Raw genomic sequence first — 15784 nt, 5'->3', positions numbered from 1 at the left:
GGCCCGGTGCAGCCCGCGGTCCGGGGCGGGGCTCATTGGTGTCGGTGATCGGCGCTCACCGGGGTGTATTCGCGCGCCGGACCGTGCGGATCACCTCGGTGCGCAGGGGAAAATCGAACTCGCCCTCGGCGGTCTCCGGCCTCGCACGCAGGTAGTCGAGGATCCGGCCGAGCACTTCGGCTCGTTCTTGCGCGGAGATGATCACGGTGTGTGAATTGGTGCCGATGGACGCGGTCAGCGATTCGGCGTTCCGCCGCTGGCTGTGTGCGAACTCGGTGTACTCGAACGGGGCGAACAGCGGATGCGCGGGCAGCGCGTCATCGGACGACGACGGCGGAAACGAGGCCGACGAGCGAGAGACATCCCGCAGCCCTGCAACCCAGTCGACCTTGTTGTCGTCGTTGTTCCAGAGCGCGGCGAACACCCCCTCCGTACGCAGCACCCGCGCGATTTCGGGAAAGGCCCGCGCTTGATCGAACCAGTGGAACGCCTGCCCGGCGAGCACCGCGTCCACCGACCCGTCGGCTAGCGGAATCGCCTCTGCCGCACCGGAAAGCGCCGTCACCCCGGGATAGAGCCGAACGAGTTCAGCCCTCATCCCCGGATCGGGTTCCACCGCGATCACCTCGGCCCCCGCGGCGAGCAAACCGCCGGTGAGCTTGCCCGTGCCCGCCCCCAAATCCAGCACAACAACCCCCGCCCTTTCCGCGACCGCCTCCAGCGCCCACCGAATCCCCGCCTCCGGATAGTCCGGCCGATGCTCGGCGTAGACGGCTGCCTGCGCGCCGAACGAGCCCGCTCGTCGCTTCCGGCGCTGGACTTCGTCCGCGGTCCTGTCCTCGGAATTGCCGATTCCCACCATGGTTAGGAAGCTACCTACCGCCGTGGCGCTGCGGAATGGTCGCGCGGGTGGTGAATTTTATTGGGGTGCAGAGAGAATGGCCACCATGGATTGGACCAATGTGGCGGTTGCCTCGATCACGGTTGTCGGCACGCTCGGGGGCGGCATCGTGACCCAGGCTTTCGCGATTCGGAGCAAGCGAATCGATGCGAAGGTGCAGCGCGACAATCGGGCGGAGGAACTGCGGGAACTCACCCGAAAAGAGGCCACCGACGAGAAGCGGACGGTCTACGCGGGCCTCAACACCACGGCGCATTCCTGCCGAGCGGCCATCCGGCACTATCTCGACGAGAAGTGCGGCGGGCGCACTCCTGATCTCGCCAAGTTCGAGGCAGCGCGGGAGGCGCTGCGCGACAGCTATTCCCGTGCGCAGATGGTGGTGTCGGACCGAGCGCTCGATTTCGCGTCCGAGGTGAATCGGTGCCTCGACGTCGGCCATCGCGCATCGCTCGAGCTCGACGAGAACGACGCCGTGGCAGTGGCGGCTCTCTATCACTTCGTGGACGACTCGCTGGGCTTCGGTGTTCGCCTGCTGCGTCGAGCGATCCGGGAGGATCTCGGGATCGAACCCGGCGTCGATGCCGATCTCGACGGCCACCTCGTCACGCTCAGGAGCAGGCGCCACGAGTTCGTCAGGAGGGACGCCTCCGACGTGACCGCCCAACAGCTCGACCTCCTCGGTTGAGGTGGGTGGCTTCGAATGTCCGTTGCGTTCAGCGCGCGCGTGTCACTCCGTGGCATCGCCTCGACGGTCGAGCGGAAACAGGATCGGGCTGAGTAGGTATTCCGTACGATCCGGTGTGGCCGGGTTGGCGAGGTGGGGGGTGATCGCGGCGCGCATGCCGGTGATCAGTCGGTCGAGTTCGTCGGGGTCGAGCCACAGCGAGTGCTGGCGGTAGCCGACGAGATCGTCCACCGGGTCAGCGCGCTCGTCGGTGATGTAGGCGTCGAATTCGGCGAGCAGGGTGGACATCGCGGCGACGAAGATCCGGCGATGGTCCGCCGGTGTCACGGTGGCGCCGTCGATGCTCGCGCGCTCGCGGCGTAGTCGGTAGCGCCGTTCGACCGCCCCGCGGACGCGTCGCTCTTCGACGACTTCGAGCACGCCACCGGACGCCAGCAGATCGACGTGGCGGTACACCGTCGCCTTCGAGGACTCGGGCACCAGAGCGCACAGCTGCGCGGTCGTGTGCGTCCGACCGCCCGACATCGCGTGCACGATGCGCAAGCGCACCGGGTGTGTCAGTAGCTCCAACGAGTCCATGCGTCGATGTTCTCATATGTGCTACCTTTCGCAAAGATGAGAACGATGAAAGGGAGGGCACCCATGGGTGGCAACGAAACGGCGCAAGCGGGTATCGAGTCGTGGCAGATCCCGGACTATGTGAATCCGGCGGCCTTCGCTGATCGAGAGGTCACCGTCGGCGCCGATGAGCTCGCCGTCGCGGGTGTCCTGAGCGTGCCGCCGGCCCCTGGACCGCACCCGGCGGTTGTCATCCTGGCCGGTGGCGGCGCGTTCGACCGGGACGGAACCGTCGGCCCGAACCGGATCTACCGAGATATCGCGTGGGGACTGGCTTCTCGTGGTATCGCGGTCCTGCGCTTCGACAAGGTCACCCTCACCCACGCCGGCGCGGTCGCTGCCACCTCGGGGTTCACCGTCCGCGACGAGTACCTGCCCCATGCCCTCGCGGCCATCGAAATCCTCAGGGCGACAGAGGGTGTCGACGCGAGGCGAATCCATGTGGTCGGCCACAGCATGGGCGGGAGGATGGCTCCGCGCGTGGCCGATGCCGCCCCCGAGGTCGCCGGGATCATCACCTTGGCGGGTGACACTTCGCCGATGTGGTGGGCTGTGGTGCGCGTTCTGCGCCACCTCGCCGAGGTGGATCCGCTCGCGATCACCGCACTGCCACCTCTCGAGACGGTGATCGAGCAGGCGAAACGGGTGGACAGTCCCGAGCTGTCACTCGAGACGCCGGCCGAGGATCTCCCGTTCGGCCAGTCCGCCGCCTATTGGCTGGACCTGCGCGCGTACGACCCGGTCGCGGTCGCGGCCACCCTCGACATCCCGATGCTGATCCTGCAGGGCGAGCGCGACTATCAGGTCACCGTCGAGGACGATCTCGCGCAGTGGCGAGCGGGCCTCGCCGGCCGAGCCGATGTCGACATTCGCACCTACCCCGCCGACGACCACCTGTTCTTTCCCGGCGACTCACCCTCGATGCCCGCGGATTACGCGCGGGCGCAGCACGTCGACGGTGCGGTCGTGGCCGACATCGCGCAGTGGATCACGGCACGCTGACCGCCACTGCGCCGTGGCCGCGGCCCGGCATGGTCGCGGCGGCGACCAGCATGACGACAGCCATGGCGAGCATCGCGAGGAAGACCAGGTGGATGCCGTGGGCGAGTTCGCCGGGTGCGGGGCGGTCGGGGTTGTGGATGCCGGCGTTGACGATGGCGCCGAACACCGCGACGCCCAGTGCGCTGCCGAGGGAGCGGGCGAACATGTTGGCGGAGGTGACCACACCGCGTTCGTGCCATTCGGCGCTGGCCTGGGCGGCGATGAGGGTGGGGGAGGCGACCAGACCCATACCGCAGCCGATCAGGAAGCAGGAGGCCGCGATCTGCCAGGGGCTCGACTGCGGGCCGACGAGCAGCGTGGTCGCGCAGCCGAGCGCGGCGATCGTGCTGCCCACGACGCCGCTGATGCGGAATCCCCAGCGCAGGTACAGCCTTCCGGACAGGGTCGCGGCCAGCGGCCAGCCGAGCGTGAGCCCACCCACGGTGAGCCCGGCCACCAGGGCTGTGGTCCCGAGCACGCCCTGGGCGAAAGTCGGCACGTAGGAGGTCAATCCGAGGATGACGGCGCCGACCAGCAGGGACACCGTGCTGCTCGCGATCACCACGCGCCGGGTGAATATCCACAGCGGCAGAATCGGATTCGCCGTCCGCAACTCGACGACCACGAACAGCGCCAGCACCGCCATGCTCCCCACGAACAGGGTGAGCGAGACCGGCGAGGTCCACTCCCAGGCCTGACCACCCTCGAGCAGGGCCAGGATCAAGGCGCCCGCACCGACGGTGAGCAGGATCGCGCCGAGATAGTCGATGCGCTGGGAGTGGCGCACCGCCGATTCGGTGAAGTGGCGCACCAACATCCAGGCCGCGACCGCGCACAGCGGAAGGTTGATCAGGAAGATCCACCGCCAGCTCAGATGGTCGGCGAACAAACCGCCCAGCAGCGGGCCGAGCACGGCCGAACTCGCCCACACCCCGGCCAGATACCCCTGGACCTTGGCCCGTTCGGCCAGGGTGTACAGATCACCGGCGATCACCATCGTCATCGGCTGGATCGCGCCCGCGCCGATGCCCTGGATCGCCCGGAAGGCGATGAGCGCCACCATGCTCGTGGCCAGCCCGCACAGCAGTGACCCCACCGCGAACGCCGCGATCCCGAACAGGATCACCGGCTTGCGCCCGACCGTGTCGGCGAGCTTGCCGTAGATCGGCACCGTGACAGCCTGGGCGAGAAGGTAGATGGAGAACAACCACGGGAACATCGCGAACCCGCCGAGAGTGTCGGTGATGGTCAGGACCGCGGTCGCGATGATGGTCGAGTCGAGCGCCACCAGCCCGGTGGAGAGCATGAGCGAGGCGAGGATCGGACCTCGTTCGGAACGCAGACCGACAGCCGGGCTCGCGGTATCGGTAGCCACCGAGGTCCTTTCGTTGCATCGACTAACCACTCGGGTTCACGCTAGCGGGGGCGCGACCGTTTCCGCGCGGCATTTTCCGAGGGTGTGACGCGATCGGTGCCGGTCGAAGTCTTCAGTCGGCGGCGAATCGCGCGGCGATATCGGCCGCGGTGACCTTGGCCAGTTCGACGAAGAACGGCACCCTCTCGTCGATCATCAGCGTCGCGGGTCCGCGCATGCCGAGGGCGAAGCGGCAGCGACCCTGCGGATCGAGGATCGGCAGGCCGATGGTCCGGAATCCTGGGTCGAGTTCGCGATCGTTGAACGCATAGCCGCGCTCGCGCGTGGTGATCAGTTCCGCGCGCAGTTCCTCCGGGCTCGACACCGAACGCTCGGTGCCCTCTTCGTAAGGCAGCGAACGCAATTCGTCGTCGTCGGCCTCCGACCAGGCCAGCAGTGCTTTGCCGAGTGCGCTGGCGTGCAACGGAAGTCGCACACCCTGGAGCTTGTGCCCGTCGCTCTCGCGCCACCGGCTCGTCCCGAGCAGCACAGCGTGGATGCCGTGGCGGGTGGCGACCGAACCGGTCGCTCCGGTGGTGGCGGCCAGTTGTTCGAGGTAGGGCTCGGCGAGGTAGATCCGGTGTTGGCGATAGGCGATCTGACCGTATTCGGCCAGCGCCCCGCCCATCCGGTAGCGACTGGACTCGGCGTCCTTCTCCAGGAACCCGGCCTGCACGAGCGCGCCGAGCAGACGATGGGTGGTGCTGACCGCCAGGCCCTGGGCGCGGGCGACTTCCGAGACCCCACGCTCCTCGCCACCACGGAAGCAGTCGAGTACCGAGAGGGCCCTGGTCACGGTCTGCACGCTGGAGGTCTCCACAGAGCCGACGGTAACACAGGTGTTCGAGCCCATGACCTCCCGATTTTCCGTTATGTGGAAAATTCATGCCCGCGAAACCGCGTCGTGTGCCATAGAACGACAAGTCCGCCGCTGTCAAGCTTTCCGATCCGTGGAAAGGCATACCTCGTTCGGGACCCCACCCGCTCCTACGCTGCGAAGGCATCAACCCCCAGCCCCGAACAGGAGCCCCGATGTCCCGCAGGCTGCCGGCCTTCTCGCGGATCGCCCTCGCGATCGTCCCCGTCGTAGCCCTCGTCGCGGCGTGTGGCTCCGACTCCACGCCGGAACAGGGGGCGCAGGCCTCGTTCGTTCTCAAGGTCACCGACCCGGGCAACAGCGGCCCGCTCGCGGTCGGCAAGCGCGACGGCACCTTCGACGCCGCACTCGCCCCGCTGGGCGCCAAGATCGAATGGGTCAGCACCACACCGGGTTTCAGCTCCATGCTGAAGCTGTTCAACACGAGCGAACTCGATGTCTCCGGCGCCGCGTTCAGCCCCGTCGTCGGCGCGCTGTCCAAGGACGTCGGCGTGAAGATCGTCGCCGTGGCCGACCCGGCGGGTCAGGATCAGAGCGGCATCGTGGTGACCCCGGAGTCGGGCGTGACCACCGTGGCAGGCCTGGTCGGCAAGCGGATCGCGGTGAATCCCGCGGGCAAGGGCGAGTACATCACGCTCAAAGCGCTGGCCCAGGCAGGCATTCCGGCCGACAAGGTGACCCGGGTGCCCCTGCAGCAGAAGGACGCCGCGTCGGCCTTCGCGACCGGCAAGGTCGACGCCTGGGCGTCATTCCTGGTGCCCTATCAGGAGGCCAAGGCCGCCGGCGCCAAGGAGATCGCCACCGAGAAGTCCGTCGGCTCCAAGGACAACACCGTGGTGGTGTTCCGCACCGAGGTCCTCGACAAGCGCCCCGATATCGCCGCGAAGTACCTGGAAGTACTGCAGGGACTCACCGCGAAGCAGAAGGCCGCGCCCGCCGACTTCGAGAACGTCTTCGAGAAGACCGGCCCGCGTGCGCTCACCGGTGACCGGCTCGCCGACGCCGTCCGGGTCGGCGGCGAGGTCACCGTGCCCCGCCTGCCCGCCGAATCCGATGCCACCGACCTGGCCGATGTGGTGAACACCTTCGCCGACAACGGCGTCATCTCCCGCCGGATCACCGCCGGCGACATCTTCTACGACCTGAAATCCAAGCTCACCCCGGACCAGCTCGCCGCACTGAAGGGCAAGTGAGGTGAGCACCCTCGCCTTGGCCCCGCCTCGGGCACGCGTCGCCCGGCAGCGGCCGCGATGGTTGTCACTCGGTCTGCGCGCCGTCCTGCCCGCCGCGATCGTGCTGGTCTGGTGGGTCGGGTCGGCGAGCGGCGCGATCTCGCCGCGGGTGATCGCCGGCCCCGGCGCGGTCTGGTCGGCGTTCGTCGAACTGTTCGACAGTGGCCAGCTGGTGGAGTTCGCGCTCGCCTCGTTCGGGCGCGCGGCCGCCGGGGTGGCGATCGGCGTCGGGGTCGGGCTGGTGCTGGGCCTGCTGTCGGGCCTGTCCAGCCTCGGAGAGGAACTGGTCGATTCGACCATGCAGATCGTGCGGGCGGTGCCGTTCCTGGCGCTGGTTCCGCTGTTCATCGCCTGGTTCGGCATCGACGAGCTGTACAAGATCCTGCTCATCGCGGTGGCGACGACCGCACCGATGTACGCCTACACCTATCTCGGCGTACGCAATGTCGACCGCAAGATGGTCGAGGCGGCACGCAGTTTCGGGCTCACCGGCACCCGGCTGGTGGCCGAGGTGATCGTGCCCGCCGCGCTGCCCGGGATTCTGATGGCGCTGCGAGTGTGCCTGTCGATCAGCATCACCGCGCTCATCGCCGCCGAGCAGGTCGGCACCCAGCAGGGCGTGGGCTACCTGGTGACTCTCGCTCAGGAATACAACCGCACCGACTACATGGTGCTGTGCGTCGTGCTCTACGCGCTGCTCGGTCTGGTGTTCGACGCACTCGTGCGGCTCGCGGAACGCTACGCGATGCCTTGGCGGAAGCAGGTGGCGATTCGATGACGACGACAACAGCCGCGCCGGTCCAGGTCGAGTCCGAAGCACCGGCCCCGGTCGCGGTATCGATCACCGGTCTGCGTAAGGCGTTCGGCGAGAAGACAGTTCTCGACGGAGTCGACCTGACCATCCGCCGCGGCGAGTTCGTGGTGCTGCTCGGCCCGAGCGGCACCGGCAAGACCACCCTGTTGCGACTGCTCACCGGGCTCGAAACCCCCGATGCCGGTGAGGTTTTGGTGCCTTCCCGACGCACGACGGTCTATCAGGAGCCCCGGCTGATCCCGTCGAAGCGGGTGCTGGCCAACGTCATCGTCGGCCTGCGGCGCGGCAAGGCGCAACGCGAAGCCGGTCTGCGCGCACTGAACGAAGTCCACCTCGACGGCAAAGCGGGCCAGTGGCCTGCCACGCTGTCCGGTGGCGAAGCCCAGCGCGCCGCACTGGCCAGGGCGCTGGTGCGCGAACCGGAACTGCTGCTGCTCGACGAACCGTTCGCGGCACTGGACGCCCTCACCCGGCTCCAGATGCAGGACCTGGTCGGCGATCTCGTCGCCCGCCACCGGCCCGCCGTGCTCATGGTCACCCACGACGTCGACGAGGCGATCCGCCTCGCTGATCGGGTGATCATCCTCGACCACGGCCGTTTCGCCGTCGACGAGGTCATCGACCTACCCCACCCGCGTGATCACGCGGCACCCGAAACTCTCGGTTACCGCACGCAATTCCTCGCCCAGCTCGGCGTCGGACCACACACCAGGAGCCTGTCATGACCGAAACCCTGTGGTACACCCGCTGCCCCGTGCCGACCGCGAGCGGTCTCGCGCACAGCCTCGGCTGGCTCGGCGAGACCGCCGCGAGCGCGGGCCTCGAGTTCGGCGTTCTCCAGGACGCGGGCCCCGAGCTCGCCGGCCACCACTTCTCTCACGACCTGTCCGGCCTGATCCGGGAGGGCGGCAATGTACCCGCCCTGGCCGCTCGCGCGCAGGGTTCGCCCACCCGCCTGATCGGGCTCACCTGGATCGACGAGTCCCAGGCGATCCTGGTCGGCCCCGATTCGCCGGTCACCGACGCGGCGGGCCTGGCCGGTCTGCGCGTCGGGGTCCCCGCGTGGGCCCAGGACCAGGCACGCAGCTTCCCGCGCGCGATGGCCCTGCACGGCTTCGCCAACGCGTTGCGCCCCGCCGGGCTGACCCTGGCCGATGTCCGGGTCGTCGAACTCGATGTCGAGCGGGATCCGCAGGTCCGCACAGCGATCCAGAGCGCACGGCGCTCGACGACGTGGGGTGTGGAGGAGCTCCTCGACGGCAAGGTCGACGCCATCTACGTCAAGGGCGCCCGCGCCCAGGAAGTGGCGAAGGAGAACGGGCTGCGCGTCGCGGTCGACCTCGACGCCTCGGCCACCAAGCACCTGCGGGTCAACAACGGAACACCGCGTCCGATCACCGTGCACGCCGACCTGCTCGAGTCCCGGCCCGAGGTCGTCGTCGGCTTCCTCGCGCAGAGCCTGCGCGCCGCCGACTGGGCCGCCGGCGATCTCGACGGCGTCCGCGCGGTGCTGCAGCGCGAAACACTGTCCGGCCCAGAGGGAGTCGCCGCTGCCTACGGCGACGAATTCCATCGCGGACTGCATCCCTCGCTCACCGCCGAACGCGTCGAGTTGCTCGGTGTGCAGAAGCAGTTCCTCTACACCCACGGTTTCCTGGCCGCGGACTTCGATCTCGAATCCTGGGTCGCTGCTGAGCCGTTGGCTCGCGCACAGGAGCTCGTCGCCGCCGAGCGGGTGCCCGCATGACCGAGTTCTTCTGGCGGCTGCCCAGCCGCGGCGACGGCCGCCGTGCGAATCCCGAACTGCGTGGTCGCGGTGGCTTCGGCCCGCCGACGGCACCTACCGAGGCCACCGATGTCCGGCCCGGCCGGTTCGGTCCGTTCGACGATCTCGCCCAGATCGTCGATGCCACCGAGCTGAACGGCTTCGACGGCGTACTCGCGCCCTACGACCCGCTCGGCGAAGAATCCTGGATCGTGGCGGCCGCGGCCTTGCGCGCCACCCGCTACACCCAGGTCACCGTCGAATTCCAGCCCGCCTTCGGCACCCCGGTGTACGCGGCCAAGGTGTCGGCGACCCTGCAGCGGCACTCGGCAGGCCGACTGAACTGGCGGCTGGCCGTCGACACCGACGACGCCGAGGCCCGCTCGCGCGGCGACCGCGTCACCGGCGACGAGCGCTACGACCGCGCCGCGGAATTCCTCACCGTCGCGCGCGGGGTCTGGAACGAGAACGAGATCGGCGCAGCGGGATTCGCGGGCACCGGGTTCGACTACGCGGGCCGGTACTACGACGTCATCGACGGGGGATTCCGCGGCATCCTGTCCGGTCTGCCGTTCCCGACCGTCCACCTGAGCGGCACGTCACCCGCCGCGCTGGCCTTGTCGGCCGCGCACGGCGACGTCCACCTGTTCGTCGAGCAGACCGACGGAATCGCCTCCACCGTCACCGAACTGGGGGAGCGGGCCGCTGCGGAAGAGCGCCGGGTACGGGTCGGTCTCGAGCTGCCGATCATCGCCAGGGAGACCGAGGACGAAGCCTGGGCCAGGGTTCACCGCCAGTGGGCCGAGCTCGACCGCCCCGATACTGCCGCCGAACACGTGCTGGGTGATGGACGCTGGGCGGGCTTCGACGCATTCGGCTACAACCAGCGGATCGGCTTGGTCGGCAGTTACGAGCAAGTGGCACAACAACTCGCGGCCTACGAGGCAGCCGGCGTGCAGACCTTCGTGCTGTCGGGCCACCCCAACATCGAGGAAATCCACCGCGCGGGCGAACACCTGCTGTTCCTCGCCGACCCGGCAGGCCGCACCCTCCCCACCGCGCAGGAGCTCACCGCATGACCATCGACGTCTACTGGCGCATCGGCATGGAAGGCGACCACGCCTCCCTGCGCACCCCGCGCCGCTACAACCGGGGCAACGCGGGCGGCTACGGGCCCGGAAATATCGCACCGGCCATCCGCGACGGGGCACTCGATCAGTACAGCTATCTCGACCATGTCGCCGCGGTCGCCAAGGCTTCGGAATCGGCGGGCTTCCTCGGCGGGCTGCTGCCCTCGTTCCCGGTGACCGACGACCCGTGGGCCGTGGCCGCCGCGCTCGCCGCCGAGACCACCACCTACCGCTTCATGGTGGCCTTCCAGCCCGGCTTCCTCCATCCTGTGCAGGCGGCCAGGATGTCGGCGAGTCTGCAGCGCGCCACCGGCGGGCGACTGGTCTACAACATCATCAGCGGTGGCGGCGGACCGGCCCAATTATGGTGGGGCGACAAGGTTTCCCATGACGACCGCTACGCGCGAACGAGCGAATTCCTCGACGTGCTGCGCGGGGTATGGGACGGCGAACCGTTCGACCACGACGGCCGCTTCTTCGGCACCGAGGGCGCCGCCCTACCGCCGGGTCTGGCCGGACAGCCCTTCCCCGAGGTGTACTTTTCCGGCTCCTCGGGTGCCGCCGTCGCCGCGGCGGGCCGCCACGCCGACTACTACCTGTCCTGGCTCGAGCCCTACGCCGACCTGCGCGCCAAGTTCGACGGTGTGCGCCGCAACGCCGAAACCACCGGCCGCACACCCAAGTTCGCGGTCCGCATCGACATCGTCGCCCGCCACACCGAGGAAGCGGCCTGGGCCGAGATCGAGAAGGGCTGGGCCTTCGTCGACCGCGACGCCGCCAACCGTGCCGCCCAGGGCGACTCCGTCGGGGCGGCTCGGATCAAGGGCTGGGTGCCCGAAACCATCACCGGCTACCGCGATCTGGAAGTCCAGCCCAATGTCTGGTGCGGATTCAGCCTGATCCGCGGCGGCCCGGCGTTCGGGCTGGTCGGCAGCTACGAGCAGGTGGCCCATCGGCTCGACGAACTGATCGACCTCGGCGTCGACGCCTTCATCCTCGCGGGCAATCCGCACCTGGAAGAGGCCTACCGGGTCGGCGAGGAAGTACTGCCACTGCTGGGCCGTTCCCGGCTCACCACCCCGTCCACCGACACCGTCCTCGCGACGGCCCGATAACGCAGGAGCCACATTGACCACCACCGAAACCCGTCTGCCGGAGGCCGTCACCGCCTTCGTCGATGCGGTCACCCGCGACGCGGACACCGCGTTCCGGGTGTTCCGGGAGACCGGAACCGTCACCGGCAACGGCACCGTCAACTTCGTCGAGCGGGTGCCGGGCGAGGAGATCGCCGTCGCTCTCAACGCGCCGGGCCCGTGGGCCGAAGACCGGACCGTCGAGCCCGTCGTCGCCACCTTCGACGGAGAAGTGCTGTCCGGCAAGGGATCCGCCGGATTCGTCACCGGTTACGCCAAGGTGTTCCGCGCGCACCCCGAGATCACCTCCGTCGTCCACATCCACACCCCGTGGCTCGGCGGCTGGGCTCAGACCCACCGCACGCTGCCGATCCGCTACGCCGCCTCGCAGCGACTCACCCTCTCGCGCGAGATCCCGCCACACATCGACCGCACGATCGGCGCGGGCGAGTTCATCCTCGGCCGCCTGGAGGTCGACCCGCACCTGGTCGCGATCTTCGAGGCCAACGGTGGCGCCAATGTGATCGGTCGCGCCGGTCTGCTGGAGCTGGCGAAGTTCGTCGTACTGCTCGAGGAGGGCGCGCAGTATCAGGCAATCGCCGAAACCCTGGGCGGCTCCGTCGAATTCGATCCGTCGAATCTTGCCGTGCAATGGCAACGCAGCGGTCTGGCCGACGAGGCCCGTCGTCTCGGCCTGATCGGAGACGCGCGATGAGCATCCGGGTCGGCTACTTCCCGCACAACAATTCGCTGTTCGTCCTGCGCCACCGCGGGATCCTGGAACGGTCGCTGCCCGAGGTCGAATGGGTCGACCTGCGCGCTCTGCCGCAGCCCGCGCGCGTCGATCCCGCAACCGCGCTGCCGAGCGAACATTCGGACTGGTTGTTCACCGAGGGCGGCTACGACATCATCGGCACCGGGTTCACCCCGCCGATCACCGCGCTCGCCAACCAGCGCGACATCGTCTATCTCGGCATCTCGGGCCCGCGCGTGGAGAACGGCAGGCTGGTCGCGACCGCGGCGAGCGGCATCACCTCCGCCGCGGATCTGAAGGGCAAGCGGGTCGGCATCGCGCACGGCTCATGGCAGACCACCCTGTTGCTGTTCGCCCTCGACCAGGCCGGTCTCACCTGGGCCGACGTCGAACCGGTCGACGTCGACGTGCGCGGCGGCGGCGCCGCGCTGCTGGCCGGTGAACTCGACGCCTGGGTCGGCACCTACCCCGGTCTTCAGGACGTGGAGGCGGCCACCGAGCTCACCACGCTGGTCGACACCGCCTCGGTGTTCAGCCACCCGTCGCTGTGGTTCACCCGTCGCGACCTGGCCGAAGGCAACCGCGCCGCGGTGGAAGCGGTGCTGGCCGCGCTGCAGGAGTCCGACGCCTGGATCGCCGCGAACCCCCGCGAGGCGGCCCAGTACTTCGTCGACGACGCACAGGCACGCGGCATCCCCGCCGACCTGGATGCCTGGGAAGCGGCACTGCGGGGCCGTCCGTTCGGCGTGCACCCGGTGAGCGAGGACTTCCTCGACGAACAGCAACGCGCCGCCGACCTCCTCGCGGCCAACGGGCTGCTCCCGCGCACGATCGACGTGCGGTCCGCCGTGCTGCCGTGGATCGGTGCGGTGATCAGCGAACAGTCCGCTGCCACCGTCTGAGCCCGGAATGCTCGGGGGTGATCGAACCGATCACCCCGAGCATCGAGTTCAGTCGCGCCGCGACCCCGTGACCCATACCGGCCCGGTGAGCAGCCAGATCACGGTGATCACACCGAGGCTGCCGAACACCCCCATCAACTGCTCGCGTTGGGCGGTATCGGCGACGGTGTAGCTCAACGCGAGGGTGAGAGCGCCGGCGATGGCCGCGGCGCCGAGCCAGCGGGAGAAATCGGCCCATTCCTTGCGGGTGCGTTCCGGCCCGTACTTCGGGACCTTCACCGGGACCGGCCCACCGGCGAAGCGGTGGGCGAATCGCTCGTCGGCCCATCGGATCATCCGGCCACCGAACATCACCGTGCAGCCGAGATAGATCCCGGCGACACGATGGGCGAAGGTCACCTCGCCACCACGGTGGAGGTCGATCGCCACCGCGACCACCAGCACCACATCCAGCACCGGCACCAGAGCCAGCGTCACGGTGCTCGCACGCGGCACACGGATCACGTAGCGCAACAGCAATCCGCCGACCACCAGCACCCAGAAACCGACCTCGCACGCGGCGATCGTCAGCAGTACAGGGTTGCTCAGTTCGTTCATTCCCCCACTGTGCCGGGCACCTCGGTCCATCGTCGTCCCGCTTGTGGGCCGTCGCCGGTCCGTCTTTCGGGGGACCCGGCCCGCGCCGGCGATGTGCTGAAATGGGGCATGCCCACGTCCCGCACGCTCCTGAGCCGGCTCGCGGACGTGTTCGACAGCTCGACCGCGGCCGCCGTCGGGGTGTTCCTGGTGGGCTTGCTGTTGTGGGCGGCGGGTGGCTGGGCGGTCGTGGTCGACCACGACCTGTATCCACCACCGGCGAAATTGGCGCTGCTGTGCGCGGCGTTCGCGATCCAGCTCACCGCGCAGCGCAGGCCCGCGCTCGCCTTCGGCCTGATGGTCGCGCTGCTGGCCGGTGACTTCGTGTTGGGTCCGTCGCTGCCGCTGTGGATCGCGCTGACCGACGTGATCTTCCTGGCCGTCAGCACCGGATCGGACCGGCTGGGCGCGGTGGTCGGCTGGTTCTCGCTGACGGTGACCGTGGGCGGGTCGCTGCTGGCGCTGACCGTGTTCGGCGTCAGGGCGGCCTTCTACACCGGTTTGATCGGCGTCGCGCTCACGTGGTCGCCGCTCGGTTACGCCCGCGCGGTGCGGGCCTCGCGCCGCACGGTCGAGGCCGAACGGGCCGCGGCCCGCGCCGAACTCGCCGCCCGCGACGCCGAACGGTCCGCGGCGATCGGCGAGGAGCGCCGGCGATTGGCCCGTGACCTGCACGACGCGGTGGCGGGCCACGTCTCCGCCGTCGCGATCCTCGCCGAAGTCGCCCTCAAGGACCCCGACAACACCGCGGTGCTGTCGACGATCCGCTCCAGCAGTCTGGCCGCCGTCGAGGAGATGCGCACGACCATCGAACTGCTCACCGCGCCCGACGACACCGCGGTGACCACGCGACTGGCCTCCCTCGACGGCCTGATCGACGCGGCCGAGGCGGCGGGCGGCTCGGTGACGTTACGCCGACCCGCCGACCTCGAACTACCTACCGCGGTCGAGGCCGTCCTCACCCGGATACTGAGCGAGACCCTCGCCAACGCGACCAAACACGCCCCCGGCGCGCCCCTCGATATCGAATTGCGCCGCGATGCGCGACGATTGGTGGTGACCGCGATGAATCCGATCCCACCCGGCACCCCGGAAGGACAGGGAAACGGATTGCGCAACATGATGTTTCGCGCGGAATCAGTCGAGGGCACCATCACCGCAGGCGCGCAGGACGGCACCTGGCGGGTGTGCGCGCGAATTCCCCTGGGAGACAAGTGACAGTCACAGTGCTGGTGGCCGACGACCACGCCACCATCCGCGCGGGTCTGCGGATGCTGCTGGAAGTGTCCGGTGAGGTGCGGGTGATCGGTGAAGCGGCCGACGGCGCCGCCGCGGTCCGCCAAGCCAGGGCTCTGAGCCCCGATGTGGTGCTGATGGACGTGCGGATGCCGCGCGTCGACGGGCTGGAGGCGACCGCCGCCGTCGTCGCGCAGACCAGCGCGAAAGTGCTGGTACTCACCACCTTCGCCATCGATGAATACGTCCTCGGCGCGCTCTCGGCCGGTGCGAGCGGGTTCCTGCTCAAGTCCGTCGGCGGCGACGACCTGGTCAGCGCCGTGCTGGCGGTGGCCGAAGGAGACGCGGTCCTCGACCCGAAGGTGACGCGCGCGGTGATCGCCGCGCTGCCCCGCGTGGCGGACGCCCCGCCTCCGGCCGACCTGTCCGCGCTCACCGACCGCGAACGGCAGGTGCTCGCCGGTCTCGGCGCCGGTCTGTCCAATATCCAGATCGGTACACGCCTGCGCATCGGCGAGGCCACGGTGAAAACGCACGTCTCCCGGGTACTGAGCAAGCTCGGAGTGCAGTCGCGCGTGCAGGCGGCCGTGATCGCGTCGCAGTCCGGTCTCGATCTGCCCTGATCGCGATCGGGAGCGAAACCGAC

Annotated in this window: 17 protein-coding genes; 12 read left to right on the top strand and 5 right to left on the bottom strand. The window is 69.1% G+C overall.

Annotation, left to right across the window (positions count from 1 at the left end; translation table 11 throughout):
• Window positions 1–55 precede the first annotated feature (55 nt).
• Entirely contained in the window at window positions 56–862 is an 807-nt protein-coding gene (locus ACFVJ5_RS09750) for a class I SAM-dependent methyltransferase (protein WP_379219485.1), read from the bottom strand.
• Between ACFVJ5_RS09750 and ACFVJ5_RS09745 the strand changes: the two genes are divergently transcribed.
• Window positions 846–1586: a hypothetical protein gene (locus tag ACFVJ5_RS09745; RefSeq protein WP_379219483.1), complete on the top strand. Its 741-nt coding sequence runs from the start codon at window positions 846–848 to the stop codon at window positions 1584–1586. The two genes, ACFVJ5_RS09750 and ACFVJ5_RS09745, sit on opposite strands and share 17 nt — an antisense overlap.
• A gap of 42 nt (window positions 1587–1628) precedes the next feature.
• On the opposite strand, the gene ACFVJ5_RS09740 is transcribed toward ACFVJ5_RS09745, so the two are convergent.
• Complete coding sequence (locus tag ACFVJ5_RS09740) at window positions 1629–2165, bottom strand: helix-turn-helix domain-containing protein (RefSeq protein ID WP_379219482.1); 537 nt, start codon at window positions 2163–2165, stop codon at window positions 1629–1631.
• Window positions 2166–2228: 63 nt separating this feature from the next.
• Between ACFVJ5_RS09740 and ACFVJ5_RS09735 the strand changes: the two genes are divergently transcribed.
• Window positions 2229–3206 (top strand): alpha/beta hydrolase family protein, encoded by a 978-nt coding sequence (locus ACFVJ5_RS09735; RefSeq protein ID WP_379219481.1) that lies wholly within the window; start codon window positions 2229–2231, stop codon window positions 3204–3206.
• Here ACFVJ5_RS09735 and ACFVJ5_RS09730 read toward each other — a convergent pair.
• The gene (locus tag ACFVJ5_RS09730; RefSeq protein ID WP_379219480.1) at window positions 3193–4620 is read right to left on the bottom strand and encodes an MDR family MFS transporter; all 1428 of its coding nucleotides are present in this window, start codon (window positions 4618–4620) and stop codon (window positions 3193–3195) included. The two genes, ACFVJ5_RS09735 and ACFVJ5_RS09730, sit on opposite strands and share 14 nt — an antisense overlap.
• 112 nt (window positions 4621–4732) lie before the next feature.
• The gene (locus ACFVJ5_RS09725) at window positions 4733–5512 is read right to left on the bottom strand and encodes an IclR family transcriptional regulator (protein ID WP_379219479.1); all 780 of its coding nucleotides are present in this window, start codon (window positions 5510–5512) and stop codon (window positions 4733–4735) included.
• A gap of 179 nt (window positions 5513–5691) precedes the next feature.
• On the opposite strand from ACFVJ5_RS09725, the gene ACFVJ5_RS09720 reads away from it, so the two are divergent.
• Genes ACFVJ5_RS09720 through ACFVJ5_RS09685 form a run of 8 tightly spaced genes read left to right on the top strand, consistent with a single transcriptional unit; the run spans window position 5692 to window position 13266 of the window.
• A complete protein-coding gene (locus ACFVJ5_RS09720; protein WP_379219478.1) occupies window positions 5692–6729 on the top strand; it encodes an NrtA/SsuA/CpmA family ABC transporter substrate-binding protein in 1038 nt (345 codons plus the stop codon).
• A gap of 1 nt (window position 6730) precedes the next feature.
• Window positions 6731–7546 (top strand): ABC transporter permease, encoded by an 816-nt coding sequence (locus tag ACFVJ5_RS09715; protein ID WP_379219477.1) that lies wholly within the window; start codon window positions 6731–6733, stop codon window positions 7544–7546.
• Window positions 7543–8307: an ABC transporter ATP-binding protein gene (locus ACFVJ5_RS09710; protein WP_379219476.1), complete on the top strand. Its 765-nt coding sequence runs from the start codon at window positions 7543–7545 to the stop codon at window positions 8305–8307. The genes ACFVJ5_RS09715 and ACFVJ5_RS09710 overlap by 4 nt, the downstream gene beginning before the upstream one ends.
• A complete protein-coding gene (locus ACFVJ5_RS09705) occupies window positions 8304–9329 on the top strand; it encodes an ABC transporter substrate-binding protein (protein WP_379219475.1) in 1026 nt (341 codons plus the stop codon). Before ACFVJ5_RS09710 ends, ACFVJ5_RS09705 begins: the two co-directional genes overlap by 4 nt.
• Window positions 9326–10426, top strand: coding sequence for an LLM class flavin-dependent oxidoreductase (locus tag ACFVJ5_RS09700; RefSeq protein WP_379219473.1), 1101 nt, complete (start codon window positions 9326–9328; stop codon window positions 10424–10426). Before ACFVJ5_RS09705 ends, ACFVJ5_RS09700 begins: the two co-directional genes overlap by 4 nt.
• Window positions 10423–11592: an LLM class flavin-dependent oxidoreductase gene (locus ACFVJ5_RS09695; RefSeq protein ID WP_379219472.1), complete on the top strand. Its 1170-nt coding sequence runs from the start codon at window positions 10423–10425 to the stop codon at window positions 11590–11592. The genes ACFVJ5_RS09700 and ACFVJ5_RS09695 overlap by 4 nt, the downstream gene beginning before the upstream one ends.
• A gap of 13 nt (window positions 11593–11605) precedes the next feature.
• A complete protein-coding gene (locus tag ACFVJ5_RS09690; RefSeq protein ID WP_379219471.1) occupies window positions 11606–12325 on the top strand; it encodes a class II aldolase/adducin family protein in 720 nt (239 codons plus the stop codon).
• Window positions 12322–13266, top strand: a complete 945-nt coding sequence (locus ACFVJ5_RS09685; RefSeq protein WP_379219470.1) for an ABC transporter substrate-binding protein — start codon at window positions 12322–12324, stop codon at window positions 13264–13266. Before ACFVJ5_RS09690 ends, ACFVJ5_RS09685 begins: the two co-directional genes overlap by 4 nt.
• A gap of 48 nt (window positions 13267–13314) precedes the next feature.
• On the opposite strand, the gene ACFVJ5_RS09680 is transcribed toward ACFVJ5_RS09685, so the two are convergent.
• Complete coding sequence (locus ACFVJ5_RS09680; RefSeq protein WP_379219469.1) at window positions 13315–13863, bottom strand: hypothetical protein; 549 nt, start codon at window positions 13861–13863, stop codon at window positions 13315–13317.
• 108 nt (window positions 13864–13971) lie between these two features.
• On the opposite strand from ACFVJ5_RS09680, the gene ACFVJ5_RS09675 reads away from it, so the two are divergent.
• Entirely contained in the window at window positions 13972–15120 is a 1149-nt protein-coding gene (locus ACFVJ5_RS09675; RefSeq protein ID WP_379219467.1) for a sensor histidine kinase, read from the top strand.
• Entirely contained in the window at window positions 15117–15761 is a 645-nt protein-coding gene (locus ACFVJ5_RS09670; protein WP_379219466.1) for a response regulator, read from the top strand. The genes ACFVJ5_RS09675 and ACFVJ5_RS09670 overlap by 4 nt, the downstream gene beginning before the upstream one ends.
• The last annotated feature ends 23 nt before the right edge of the window (window positions 15762–15784 follow it).

Source organism: Nocardia sp. NPDC127606, assembly GCF_042671725.1.
Classification (GTDB): domain Bacteria; phylum Actinomycetota; class Actinomycetes; order Mycobacteriales; family Mycobacteriaceae; genus Nocardia.
The sequence above is the reverse complement of the archived record's forward strand: the minus strand, read 5'-3'. Positions and strand labels throughout refer to the sequence as shown.

Coding starts and splice junctions, on each gene's coding strand:
- ACFVJ5_RS09725 (WP_379219479.1), bottom strand. CDS start 5,512: ATGGGCTCGAACACCTGTGTTACCGTCGGCTCTGTGGAGACCTCCAGC.
- ACFVJ5_RS09735 (WP_379219481.1), top strand. CDS start 2,229: ATGGGTGGCAACGAAACGGCGCAAGCGGGTATCGAGTCGTGGCAGATC.
- ACFVJ5_RS09680 (WP_379219469.1), bottom strand. CDS start 13,863: ATGAACGAACTGAGCAACCCTGTACTGCTGACGATCGCCGCGTGCGAG.
- ACFVJ5_RS09750 (WP_379219485.1), bottom strand. CDS start 862: ATGGTGGGAATCGGCAATTCCGAGGACAGGACCGCGGACGAAGTCCAG.
- ACFVJ5_RS09740 (WP_379219482.1), bottom strand. CDS start 2,165: ATGGACTCGTTGGAGCTACTGACACACCCGGTGCGCTTGCGCATCGTG.
- ACFVJ5_RS09720 (WP_379219478.1), top strand. CDS start 5,692: ATGTCCCGCAGGCTGCCGGCCTTCTCGCGGATCGCCCTCGCGATCGTC.
- ACFVJ5_RS09685 (WP_379219470.1), top strand. CDS start 12,322: ATGAGCATCCGGGTCGGCTACTTCCCGCACAACAATTCGCTGTTCGTC.
- ACFVJ5_RS09695 (WP_379219472.1), top strand. CDS start 10,423: ATGACCATCGACGTCTACTGGCGCATCGGCATGGAAGGCGACCACGCC.
- ACFVJ5_RS09705 (WP_379219475.1), top strand. CDS start 8,304: ATGACCGAAACCCTGTGGTACACCCGCTGCCCCGTGCCGACCGCGAGC.
- ACFVJ5_RS09710 (WP_379219476.1), top strand. CDS start 7,543: ATGACGACGACAACAGCCGCGCCGGTCCAGGTCGAGTCCGAAGCACCG.
- ACFVJ5_RS09675 (WP_379219467.1), top strand. CDS start 13,972: ATGCCCACGTCCCGCACGCTCCTGAGCCGGCTCGCGGACGTGTTCGAC.
- ACFVJ5_RS09700 (WP_379219473.1), top strand. CDS start 9,326: ATGACCGAGTTCTTCTGGCGGCTGCCCAGCCGCGGCGACGGCCGCCGT.